The sequence below is a fragment of the Amycolatopsis sp. cmx-4-54 genome (assembly GCF_046548895.1).
In the GTDB taxonomy this organism is placed as follows: domain Bacteria; phylum Actinomycetota; class Actinomycetes; order Mycobacteriales; family Pseudonocardiaceae; genus Amycolatopsis.
The window spans coordinates 42,483-53,836 of sequence record NZ_JAEBEJ010000023.1; the positions used below are offsets into that span (position 1 = coordinate 42,483).

Consider the following 11,354-nt stretch of genomic DNA (forward strand, 5'->3'; position numbering starts at 1 on the left):
GGGGATCAGTGGTCGTGCTCGTCGTCGAAGTCCGCGACGCCGCGTTTCCAGTAGCCGGTCACGTCGTGGTCGTCCTTGCCGAGCCCGAGGTCGTTCTTGAGCCAGCGGCGCAGCGGCTTGATCTGCCCGGCTTCACCGGCGACCCAGGCGTAGAGCCGTTCACCGGCGGGGACCTCGATCGTCATGACCGCCCGGGCGAGCATGTCCGAGGCACCCGGCGCGACGTCGCCTCGGTGCAGCCAGTGCACCTCGACGTCTTCCGGCGCGGACAGCTCGATCTCCTCGCTCGCGTCGGTGACCTCGATGAACGCCCAGCCCGCGGCGGTGCGCGGCAGCTCTTCGAGCCAGCGCGCGATCGCGGGCAGCGCGGTCAGATCGCCGGCGAGCAGGTAGCGGTCGTAGGTGTGCGGCACGATCAGCCCACCGGGCGGACCGGCGACGTGCACCGGAGTGCCGGGGGCGACCTTCTCGGCCCAGCCGGAACCGAGCCCGCCCTCGTGCAGCGCGACGTCGAGGTCGAGTTCCCCGGAGGCCGCGTCGTACCGGCGGACCGTGTACTCGCGCGACGTCGGTGACGGCTTCGGCCAGCGCAGCATGTCACCGTCCTGGACCGGCAGCTTCGGCTCGGGATCCAGCTCGGGGAACAGGACTTTCACGTGCTCGTCGGGCGAATGCGTCTCGAAACCCGCGGTTCCCGGCCCGCCGAGGGTGATACGGAGTAGCCCGGAACCGATCATCGTGGTGCGCACGACCTCGGCCTGCCGGACGCGGATCGGGTACGGGACCTTCTCCGCGTGCGCTCCCCCGCGCACCTCGGCGATACGTTCGAGGTGCCGGTGGCGATGATCGGCGCGGCTCACGCGGTGCTCCCGGTGAGCACCTGGGTCCAGTGGCCGAGGGTCGGTTGCTCGGCGAGGTCGGCGAATTCCAGGGTGTCGGCGCCCTCGGTGCGCCACTGCTCGACGAGGCCCATGATCCGCATCGAGTCGAGACCGAGGTCGGTGAGGTCGGTCTCCGGCTTCAGCTCGGCCGGGTCGCAGCCGAGCAGTTCGGCGACGTCGGCGTGGATCTTTTCGACAGTGAGGCTCATGAGCGCGCTCCGGCGTGGATCGGGGCCAGCGCGGCGAGCGCGGCGGCCGTGGTGGTCAGCGCGCCACAACGCTGGGCGACGTATTCGCAGGCTTGGTCGTGGCGCTCGCGGGAGAAATCCGCGACCGCGTCGCCGACGAGGAACGGCTGGATGTCGCGCATGAACGCCTCGACTGCGGTGGCCTGGCAGCCGATATGCGCGTAGACGCCGGTGATCAGCAGCTGGTCCCGGCCCGCTTCGGCGAGCTGCTCGGTGAAGGTGCTGCGCTGGAACGCGCTGTAGCGCCACTTCGTCAGCACCTTGTCCCCCGGCTTCGGGGCGAGCTCGGACACCACGTCGGCGGCGGCGGGGTCTTCGTCGATGACCGCGCCGATGCCGTCGCCCCAGAACTCGGTGAGCAGGCCGCGATCCTCGGCGGCCTGATGACCGGGCTGCGCCGTGTAGAACACCGGGACACCCGCGGCGCGGGCGGCGTCGGCCAGCGCGGCGATGTTCGCGACCATCTCCGGGACCGGAGATCCCTCATACGGCGCGAGGAAGTAGCGCTGCGCGTCGTGCACCAGCAGCGCGGCACGGGCGGAGTCGGGCTTCCAGCCGACCCGGCCGGCGGGCAGCTCGGCCTCCGTCGGCAGAGCGTACGGCTGAATCTTGGGGAGCGACACGTTCACTTCTCCTTCGCCAGGGCGGCCAGTGCCGCCCGCAGCTCGCGTTTGCTGGTCTTGCCGACGCCGGTCACCGGGAACTCCGGCACGACCTGGACCAGATCGGGCACCTTGAACGCCGCGACCCCGCGCTCGCGGACGAACCGGCGCAGATCCGCGGCGGCGGGCTCGGCAACATCCGGATCGGGCACTGCGACGACGTACGCACAGGTCCGCTCGCCCAGGTACGGGTCCGGCACCGCGACGACGGCGGCGTCGAGCACGCCGGGGTGGGCCATCAGATGGTTCTCGACCTCTTCGGCGGCCACCTTCTCGCCGCCGCGGTTGATCTGTTCCTTGGCCCGGCCGACGACTTCGAGGTGTCCCGACGAGTGCTGCCGCACGAGATCCCCGGTGCGGTAGAAGCCGTCCTCGGTGAACGCGGTCTTGTTGTGCTCGGCGGCGCGGTAATAGCCGCGGATCGTGTACGGGCCGCGGGTCAGCAGCGCGCCGACCTCGCCCGGCGCGACGACATCGTCCGAAGTGGACAGTGGGTCGTCCGGGTTCACGACGCGGATCTCGTCGTCCGGTGAGATCGGCCGTCCCTGCGTGGCCAGGACGTACTCGTCCGGATCGTCGAGCCGGGTGTAGCAGACGAGTCCCTCGGCCATGCCGAACACCTGCTGCAGACGGCAGCCCAGCGCGGGCCCGATCTTCTCGGCCAGTTCACGCGCGCATTTGGCACCGCCGACCAGCAGAACGTCCAAAGAGGACAGATCGCGGGTGGTCCGCGAGGCCGCCTGCGCCCACGCGGCGGCCAGTGGCGGCACGAGCCCGGTGATCGTCACGCCCTCGGCCTCGATCAGCCGGAACGCGGTGTCGGCGTCGGGACGCGGCGCGAACACGGTGGCCGCGCCCGCGTGCAGTGCCCCGAGCAGACCGGGCGAGCTGAGCGGGAAGTTGTGCGCCACCGGCAACGCGGCCAGGTACACGCTTTCCGGGCGCAGACCGCAGATCCGGGCGCTTTCACGGACGCTGTAGAGGTAGTCGTCGTGCGTGCGCGGGATCAGCTTGGGCAGGCCGGTACTCCCGCCGGACAGCTGGAGGAACGCGACCCCGGCGGGATCCGGATCCGGCAGGGCGCGCGGAGTCGCCGCTTCGAGGACCGCGAATTCCTCCGTGCCGACGACGAAGACGTTCCGCACCGAAGGCATTTCGGCCGCGACCGCCCGGGCCATGGCCGCGTGGTCGAACCGTTCGTGCTCGCCGACGGTCAGGATCGCCGCGGCCTCGCTCTGCTCGGCGAAATGCCGCAGTTCGCTCGCCCGGTGCGCGGGCAGCGCGAACACCGGCAGCGCACCCGCCCGCCACAGTCCGAAGACGACGGACGCGAACTCCGGCACGTTCGGCAGCTGCACGACGACCCGGTCACCCGCCTCGATCCCGGCCCCGGCGAACCCCGCGGCGAGCCGGTGCGCCCGCTCGTCGAGTTCGGCGAAGGTCCAGCGGGCGTTCTCGCCGATCACGGCGGGGCGCTCGGCGTAGGCCTCGGCGAGGCTGGTCAGCAGCTTGCCGAAGGTCTGGCCGCGCCAGTATCCCGAAGCCCGGTACCGCGCGGCGGTTTCGGGCGGCCACGGCACGTGATCGAGGTTCATGCCGCCCCCTCCAGGCCGAGCGCCCGCAGCATGGTGCCGAACTTCGCGCCGGTCTCGGCGAGTTCGGCCGCAGGGTCGGAACCCGCCACCACACCCGCGCCGGCGAACAGCCGCACGGTGCGGTCGCGGACCTCGGCGCAGCGGATGGTGACGACCCATTCGCCGTCACCGTCCTGGTCGGTCCAGCCGACGAGACCCGCGTAATAGCCCCGATCCTCGGGCTCGAGCGCGGCGATCGTGTCGCGGGCGAGCGCGGTCGGCACGCCGCAGACGGCGGGTGTCGGGTGCAGCGCTTCCGCCAGCCCGAGTGCGGACGAACCGGCGTCGTCCGGGTCGGCGAGCCGTCCGCTGATCCTGGTCGAGAGGTGCCACATCGTGGGCGTGCCGATCACCTCGGGTTCGCCGGGGACGTCGAGGTCGACGCAGAACCGGCCCAGCACTTCGGCCACCTGGGCGGCGACATGGGCGTGCTCGGCACGGTCCTTTTCGGACGCCAGCAGGTCGTCGATCCGGCGGGCGTTTTCGGCGTCGTCGGCCACCCGCGGCCGTGATCCCGCCAGCGGGTTGGCCGTGACGACCCGGCCGCGACGGGAAACCAGCAGCTCCGGGCTCGCGCCGATCAGGGTGCGCGGCGCGGGATCCCCCGGCGCGCTGACGTCCACCGCGAACGCGTGGGCCCCCGGGTCGGCGTGGACGAGACGGGCCAGCAGCCGCGGCACGGCGATGGGGTCGCCACCGGTGACGTCGAGGCAGCGGGCCAGCACGATCTTGCGCAGGTCACCGTCGCGGATCTCGTCCAGTGCCTTGGCGACCGCAGTGGTGTAGACCTCCGGCGCGGGCCGCGGCGACACCGACCAGTTGCCACCGAGCGGGGCGACCGGACCACTCGCCTTCGGTGGTCCGGCCCGGCGCACGACGGCGGGCACGACCAGGCTGCTCGGCGCGTCGGGCCGGAATCCGATGGCCCCGACCACCACGGGCTCGGTCACGCCCGCCACGAGGGCGGCGTCGAGGACTTCGGCGGCGGCACGGGCACGTTTGCCCGGCACCGCGCGGACCGGGGAGTACACCCCGTCGGCGAGAAGCGATCCTCGAGCGGACGAATAGTAGAACGATCCGGGCAGGTACGCCGCCAGCAGATCGGCCGCCTGGTGGACCGGCCTTGGTCGGGCCGGTGCAGGTGAGGACACGACTGGATTCCCTTTCGCGAATACTACTGACCGGGTCGGCACCTCTGTGGTGCCCTCTATGGCGCGGAACGCAATCCCCCGGACGCGCTTTTCGGTTAGCCTAACCTAATCGTACGGACCCGAAAAGTCTTCGTTGCGTCATCGAGATCACGCACGGAGCGTGGCCCCGCCGTCGACGTACAGGTTCTGCATCGTGATGTGCCGCGCGCGATCGGAGGCCAAAAACAGGACGGCGTCGGCGATATCGGCCGGTTCGGCTATCCGGCCCAGTGGTATGCCGACACGGTATTGCTCCGGATTTCCCGCGATGACACGGTCCGCGCCGTTCTCGTCCGTCCACAGTAGACGTTGCATGTCGGTGTCGGTCGAACCGGGCGAGACGATGTTGCAGCGGATACCGGAGCCGGCGAGTTCGAGCCCGAGGCAGCGGGTCAGCATCGTCGCGGCCGCCTTCGACGCGGCGTAGGCGGCCATTCCGCTGCGTGGGACTCCCGCAGCGTTCGACCCGACGGTCACCAGCACACCACTCCGGCGGGGCACCATCCGGCGGGAGACCTCGCGGAGCACGGTGAACACACCGGTGGAGTTGACCGCGAAGGTCGCCGCCCAGTCTTCGTCGCTCGTGTCGCAGACGGACCCCGGCTTCAGTACACCCGCGACGGACGCGCCGATCCCGATCGGCCCGAGTTCGCGTTCGACCTCGTCGACGACTCGCGCGACGGCGGCGGGATCCCCGACGTCCGCGACGAACGCCGTCACCCCGTCCCGGGGAGCACCTTCCGTCAGGTCCACCGACGCCACGATCGCACCCGCCCCGGCGAGCGCGTCCACGACGGCCGCCCCGATCCCGCGCGCGCCTCCGGTGACGAGCGCGACCTTGCCCTCGATCCCCTCCACGCCACAACCCCCGTCTCATTTGCTTAGCCTTGCCTAAGCTAGCGGGCGGATCCGGACAAAGCGAGGGACCGACACCGGTGATTCGGGACACTTCCGCCTGGACGGGGCAGGGTAAAAAGGCCGTGGTGCCACCTTCCCGCGTGTGCTGTCCGGTGCGGTGAGCACGTTGCGAAAGCCACTTTCGCAACGTTGAAGGTTGCGAAAGTGGCTTTCGCAACCCTTCCGCCGGTGGCGAGGACAGCACGTCCCGGCATGGGGTCGCCGAGGTGGTGACCCTCTACCCGGGCAAGGGACACGACAGCGGACCACGCACGGATCCTTCGCCCCGCAAGGTGATCTGCGCGCTCCCGCCGAGAGAGTCCCTGGCGGTGCACACGATCTGGTCGACCGCCCTCGCCGACAATCCGGCGACGCCGACCGACAGGGTCACCGTGACCCCGTTCGGCGCGGGCGTCTGGTCCAGAACCGCGGTGCCGGGCGGGACTTCGGTGGTGTAGTCCCGTTCCCGCTCGCTCTCGTCCGGTCCGGCGGCGAGCAGATCGACGGGACTCGCCGGAGGCAGTTCCTGCGCCAGCGGGCGTAACACGCGGACCGGCTGCCCGCCGGACAGGAAGTAGAGCACCGCGCCGTTGGCGGGCCCCGTCGGCGCGGGCGCCCCGGCGATCACCGCACTGGGCCGGACACCGCAGCCCGCGACCACCGAAACGATCAGGAGCGCCGAAAGCCAGTTCTTCTTCACGTCGTCACTCCCTGCCGGGGCAGGCACAGCGTGAACACCGCGCCGCCGTCGGCGCCGTTGGCCGCGTTCAAGGTGCCGCCGTGCAGCCGGGCGTTCTCCCAGGCGATCGCCAGCCCGAGCCCGCTGCCTCCGGACCTCGCCCTGGCCGAATCCGCCTTGTAGAACCGGTCGAACACCCGCGGAAGCACCTCGGGCGCCAGGCCGGGGCCGCGATCCGAGACCTCCAGTGTGATCCGCTCCCCCGCTTCGGAAAGCCGGAGCGAGACCGGCTTTTCCCCGTGCCGCAACGCGTTCCCGACCAGGTTCGCCACGATGACGTCCACCCGCCTCGGATCCCACTCGGCGAAGATCCCGGAGGGCAGGTCGCCCTCCACCTCGCTCGCCCAGCCCCGGATGCGCAGGCTCGCGGTGATCACCTCGGCGACGTCGACTTCTTCAGGTGCCAGCGCGGCGGCCCCGGCGTCGAAACGGGAGACCTCGATGAGGTCGTTGACCAGCCGCGTCAGGTTGTGCGTCTCCTCGATGCTCATCTTCGCCGCGCGACCGGCGTCCCCTGGCAGCTTCGACGCCTCCTGCTCCAGCACGTCCGCGACCGCGGTCATCGCCGCGAGCGGGGTGCGCAGTTCGTGGGAGACGTCGGCGACGAACCGCCGCGCGTCGGCTTCCATCCGTTCCAGCTCGCCGACGTGCCGCTCCAGCGATTCGGCGGTCTCGTTGAACGTGCGCGCCACCCCGGCCAGCTCGTCCGAGCCGCGGACGCTGATCCGTGCCCGCAGGTCGCCCTTCCCCAGCCGCCGCGCCGCGTCACCCAGTTCCCGCACCGGCCGCAGGACACCGCGGGCGGCCAGCAACGCCAGCCCGATCGCGAAGACCAGCGCCACCCCGCCGATCAGCCAGGCCCGGGTGGCGAGCTCGTCGATGCTCTTCGCCTCCGGCGCCATGCTGCGCGCGACGTAGGCCTCGATGCCTGAATCCCGTTCCTGCCCACCGGGAAGCACGACGGTGAACCTGGTGCCCACCACCAGCATCGGTGCGCCCCGGGCGTCGACTCGTTGCCAGGCGACGTTTCCCGACCGGACCCGCTCGCGGAGCTCGGGCGAGATCACCGCCCGCATCTGCTCGTTCCCGCTCGACTTGCCGCCGTACAGGACCAGGGAGCTCAGCTCACGGTCGGACAGCTCACCGCTGATCCGGCTCAGCGTCCCGTCTCCCGGCGGCAGCGGGCCGAGCGGGAACAGCGCGGTGGCCTTGTCGACCAGGACGCGGGCGGTGGCGTCCTGCGCCTGCTGGAGGATCACGGTGCGGGACTGGACGTAGGCGCCGCCGGCGACCGTCGCCGCGGTGATCACGACCAGCAGGCTGAACGCCAGGAGCAGCCGGGTGCGCAGGCCACCGAGCTTCACAGTGGCCCGAAGCGGTAGCCGAATCCGCGGACCGTCTGGACGTACACCGGCGCGGACGAGTCGTTCTCGATCTTCGCGCGCAGCCGCTGCACACAGGCGTCGACGACCCGGGAATCGCCGAAATATCCGTGCTCCCAAACGCTTTCCAACAGGTACTGACGGCTGAGCACCCGGCCCGGTACTTGCGTGAGTTCGAGCAGGAGCCGCAGTTCGGTCGGGGCGAGGGCGACGGGCTTGTCCCCTTTGGTCACGGTCAGCGCGGCACGATCGACGCCGAGGTCGCCGTGCCGCTCGATCCCGGTCGGCGCGGGCACCGCCGCCGCGGGTTGCCCGCTGCGGCGCAGCACCGCGCGAATCCTTGCCTCCAGCACCTGGGCCCTGGCGGGTTTGACCACGTAGTCGTCCGCGCCGGCGGCGAGCCCGGCCACCACGTCGATGTCCTCGTTGCGCGCGGTGAGCATGATGATCGGCAGATCCCCCGCCGCCCGGATCCGGCGGCAGACCTCGAAACCGTCCAGTCCGGGCAGCATCAGGTCCAGTACGACGATGTCCGGCGGCCGGGACGCGAGCCGGGCGAGGCCTTCTTCGCCGGTGGCCACCGCGTCGACCGCGTGGCCACGGCCGCCCAGCGCCATGCTGAGCCCGTCACGCACGGCTTGGTCGTCCTCGATGAGCAGCACCCTGGGCATGCCGACGACTATCGCAGCGCCGGACGGAATCCGCTCGTCCATGACACGCCATGGTGCCCGTCCGGTTTCCGCGGAACGTCCACGGAATGTCTTAGTTCTGTCACGGCGTGCTCCGTGCGCAACGATGACCTTTTCGTCGGCGTCCGCGCACGTCACCGCGATCGGGTTCGCACAGGCGTCGGCGAATGTCGACGCCATGAAAGAACTCGTGCTCGCGGCGATCACCCGCGTCCTCGCGGTACTGCTGCTGATCCCGGCGTGGCTGCGGTCCCCCGGCCAGGCACGGCGGCTCGCCTGCGGTTGGGCGCTCTCACTGCGGTTTCCCGCCGAAAACCTCGCCGGGCTCACCGCCGGAACACTCGCCGCGTTCACCGCCGCCAGGACCGAGGCGTTCTGGCGGCACCGCACGCTCCTGGGCGTCACCTCGGGGCATCGGGACGCCGCCGAGCAGCATCGGCTGTACCTCGCGGAGGCCGGGCGGAAGCGTGTCCTGCCGCCGCAGGATTCCGCGCACGTCAGCGGTACCGCGCTGGACGTCCGGCCGCGCGAAGGCGCGCAGTGGCTGGAGGACCACGGCGCCCGCTTCGCGCTCTTCCGGATCTACGACAACGAGTGGTGGCATTTCGAGTATCGGCCTGGGGAGGCTCCGCCCGCGCGATTGCCGCATCCGGGCTGGGGAAGGACCCACTCGCGTACCGGCGATTAGACCGGGACGGCTCCCCTGGCGTGCTGTCCCACGTGCGCCGACGGCTGGTTGCGAAAGCCACTTTCGCAACGTTGAAGGTTGCGAAAGTGGCTTTCGCAACCCCTTCCGGCTGCGGCGCCGGTGCGGAGCCGCGTGTCGCTGGGTCACCCGATGACGGTGATCCGCGGTGCCAGTGCCGCCAGGAAGTCGGCCGCGTCGAAGGCCTCGCCCGCCGAGACGACCCCGGTCGCCTTCGCGCGGCCGTCGAGCACGCGCTGGACGGCCTCCACCACCAGCGGCGCCGTGATCGCGTAGATGTCCTGCCCCCGCGCGACGATCCGCCGTTCCTCGCCGCCGGATCGCACGACGACGTCGACCACGAACTCCTGTGAGGACGGGCCGTCGGCGGGAGGCGCGGGCGTCTCGGGTGTCACGACCTCGCGGGCCGCGTTCACGGTCATGTACGTGGTCACTTCGGGAATGTCGAGGTGACTGGGAACGGTGACCACGTCGGCCATCGAGAACTCGCCGAACACGGCGCGGGTCCCGAGCGGTGCCGGGAAATCCCAGTCCAGCTCCGGCAGCGCGTCGTCACGGTGTTCGATCCGGCCGCCGGAGAAGCGGATCCGCTTTCCGTCGCGCCGCTCCTGCGAGACCCTGCCCGCCGCGCGAGTCCCTTCCGTCGGATGCCAGCTGCTCAGCCCGTAGGCGACATGCGCTTCGTCTGCGGACGTCCAGTCGCCCATCGCCGCGGTGACCATCAGGTCGCCGAGGCCGCCGAAGAACGCCATCGCCGGGATCACCGTCGCGTCCGAGGCGCGGTCGCCGAACTGCGCGAAGGTGTCGATGTTCGCTTCGAGTTCCGCGGCCACGTCCAGATACGGGACGCCCGCCCGCAGCGCCGCCTCGATCACCGGAGCGGCGGTGTCGGCGAACGGCCCGGCGGCGTTGATCACCGCGTCCGCGCCGGCGAAGGCGCGGTCGAGCGAAGCCGGGTCGTCGACCGACGCCTGCCGGACGTCGAGATCGGACCAAGGCAGGCCGCGCAGTTTCGCTTCGTCGCGTCCCACGGCCAGCACGCCGAATCCGCGTTCGCGCAATTCCGCCACCACGAACCGCCCGGTGTGCCCGGAGGCCCCGAACACCGCGACGTCGTACGTACCCATGGTTTCTCCTGCCCTCGGTTGATCCACTGTGGACCATCCTGTCGGCGGATCCCGCCGATCGACAGTGTCCGGAACGCCATCATGCGTACACTTTCGGACATGAGTACGGTCGCCCTCGCCGCCACGGACGGCATGCTGCAGTTCGAGCTGTCGATCGCCCACGAGGTCCTCGACACGGGACTGTACGAATTCGGCGTCTACGGCTCGAAGCCGGTGAAGGTCGGCCGATTCCTGCTCGAACCGGAGCACGGGCTCGACGAGCTGAAGCGCGCCGGCACCGTCATCGTCCCCGGCTGGGCGGACATCGACGTCGATCCGCCCGCGGACCTGGTCGACGCCGTGCGTGCCGCCCACGAAGCGGGCGCGCGGGTCGCTTCCCTCTGCACGGGTGCGTTCGTGCTGGCGGCCGCCGGCCTGCTCGACGGCCACCGCGCGACGACACATTGGGCGCACACCGACGTCCTCGCCGCCCGGTTTCCCTCGGTCGAGGTCGATCCGGACGTCCTCTACGTCGACAACGGCAGCGTCCTCACCTCGGCGGGCAAGGCCGCCGCGATGGACCTGTGCCTGCATCTGGTCCGGTCCGACCACGGTTCGGCGGTCGCGAACACCATCGCCCGCCGCCTCGTCGTCCCGCCGCACCGCGCGGGCGGGCAGGCCCAGTTCGTCACCGCGCCGGTGCCCGACCAGGACGACCACCCGCTCGGCGGTCTGCTCCCCTGGATCACCGAACGGCTCGACCGGCCGCTGACCGTCGAGGACCTCGCCCGGCACGCGAACATGAGTTCACGCAACCTGGCGCGGCACTTCCGGTCGGCGACCGGAACGACCCCGTTGCGCTGGCTGCTGACCCAGCGCATCCGCCGCGCGCAGGAACTCCTGGAGCGGACCGACGACAGCGTCGACCTGATCGCCGAGGCCACCGGGATGGGCACCGCCGCCACGCTGCGGCGGCACTTCAACCGCACGGTCGGAGTGCCGCCGGACAGCTACCGCCGCACTTTCCGCGCGGCGATCGAGAGGTAGACAAAGCGGTCGGCCGCGTGTTGCGAAAGCCACTTTCGCAACGTTGAACCTGGATCCACCGGTGAATTGTGGTGGTGGGTTGTGTCGTGGTGGGGCAGATGCCCTCTGGCTTGGGATGATTGTTCTTGCGACGGAACAAAATCCATTGAGCGAGAGGGCATCTGCTGGATGCG

The 11,354-nt window shown here is 70.9% G+C and carries 12 protein-coding genes; 2 read left to right on the forward strand and 10 right to left on the reverse strand.

The genetic code is table 11. The features are described from left to right. Positions 1-5: 5 nt before the first annotated feature. From ACLJQ7_RS41900 to ACLJQ7_RS41940, 9 genes are all read right to left on the reverse strand, one after another. Positions 6-860, reverse strand: a complete 855-nt coding sequence (locus ACLJQ7_RS41900) for a siderophore-interacting protein (protein ID WP_410653743.1) — start codon at positions 858-860, stop codon at positions 6-8. Beyond that, the gene (locus ACLJQ7_RS41905) at positions 857-1,090 is read right to left on the reverse strand and encodes a phosphopantetheine-binding protein (RefSeq protein ID WP_192744624.1); all 234 of its coding nucleotides are present in this window, start codon (positions 1,088-1,090) and stop codon (positions 857-859) included. The genes ACLJQ7_RS41900 and ACLJQ7_RS41905 overlap by 4 nt, the downstream gene beginning before the upstream one ends. Continuing rightward, positions 1,087-1,758: an isochorismatase family protein gene (locus ACLJQ7_RS41910; RefSeq protein ID WP_410653744.1), complete on the reverse strand. Its 672-nt coding sequence runs from the start codon at positions 1,756-1,758 to the stop codon at positions 1,087-1,089. Before ACLJQ7_RS41910 ends, ACLJQ7_RS41905 begins: the two co-directional genes overlap by 4 nt. Then, entirely contained in the window at positions 1,755-3,386 is a 1,632-nt protein-coding gene (locus ACLJQ7_RS41915) for a (2,3-dihydroxybenzoyl)adenylate synthase (RefSeq protein WP_410653745.1), read from the reverse strand. The genes ACLJQ7_RS41910 and ACLJQ7_RS41915 overlap by 4 nt, the downstream gene beginning before the upstream one ends. Then, positions 3,383-4,576 carry an isochorismate synthase gene (locus ACLJQ7_RS41920; protein ID WP_410653746.1) on the reverse strand — a complete coding sequence of 398 codons (1,194 nt, stop codon included), beginning with the start codon at positions 4,574-4,576 and terminating at the stop codon, positions 3,383-3,385. Before ACLJQ7_RS41920 ends, ACLJQ7_RS41915 begins: the two co-directional genes overlap by 4 nt. A 147-nt stretch (positions 4,577-4,723) precedes the next feature. Next, on the reverse strand, positions 4,724-5,473 hold the full coding sequence (gene dhbA / locus ACLJQ7_RS41925; protein ID WP_410653747.1) for a 2,3-dihydro-2,3-dihydroxybenzoate dehydrogenase: 750 nt from the start codon (positions 5,471-5,473) through the stop codon (positions 4,724-4,726). Positions 5,474-5,750: 277 nt separating this feature from the next. Beyond that, entirely contained in the window at positions 5,751-6,212 is a 462-nt protein-coding gene (locus ACLJQ7_RS41930; RefSeq protein ID WP_410653748.1) for a GerMN domain-containing protein, read from the reverse strand. Next, positions 6,209-7,615: an ATP-binding protein gene (locus ACLJQ7_RS41935; protein ID WP_410653749.1), complete on the reverse strand. Its 1,407-nt coding sequence runs from the start codon at positions 7,613-7,615 to the stop codon at positions 6,209-6,211. The genes ACLJQ7_RS41930 and ACLJQ7_RS41935 overlap by 4 nt, the downstream gene beginning before the upstream one ends. Next, positions 7,612-8,346 carry a response regulator gene (locus tag ACLJQ7_RS41940; protein WP_410653750.1) on the reverse strand — a complete coding sequence of 245 codons (735 nt, stop codon included), beginning with the start codon at positions 8,344-8,346 and terminating at the stop codon, positions 7,612-7,614. Before ACLJQ7_RS41940 ends, ACLJQ7_RS41935 begins: the two co-directional genes overlap by 4 nt. 154 nt (positions 8,347-8,500) lie before the next feature. Between ACLJQ7_RS41940 and ACLJQ7_RS41945 the strand changes: the two genes are divergently transcribed. Beyond that, positions 8,501-9,010 (forward strand): D-alanyl-D-alanine carboxypeptidase, encoded by a 510-nt coding sequence (locus tag ACLJQ7_RS41945; RefSeq protein ID WP_410653753.1) that lies wholly within the window; start codon positions 8,501-8,503, stop codon positions 9,008-9,010. Positions 9,011-9,153: 143 nt separating this feature from the next. Here the strand turns inward: ACLJQ7_RS41945 and ACLJQ7_RS41950 are convergent, their stop codons facing one another. Further along, entirely contained in the window at positions 9,154-10,155 is a 1,002-nt protein-coding gene (locus ACLJQ7_RS41950; protein ID WP_410653751.1) for a saccharopine dehydrogenase family protein, read from the reverse strand. A 99-nt stretch (positions 10,156-10,254) separates the two neighbouring features. Here ACLJQ7_RS41950 and ACLJQ7_RS41955 point away from each other — a divergent pair, with 99 nt between their 5' ends. Continuing rightward, on the forward strand, positions 10,255-11,181 hold the full coding sequence (locus ACLJQ7_RS41955; RefSeq protein ID WP_410653752.1) for a helix-turn-helix domain-containing protein: 927 nt from the start codon (positions 10,255-10,257) through the stop codon (positions 11,179-11,181). The last annotated feature ends 173 nt before the right edge of the window (positions 11,182-11,354 follow it).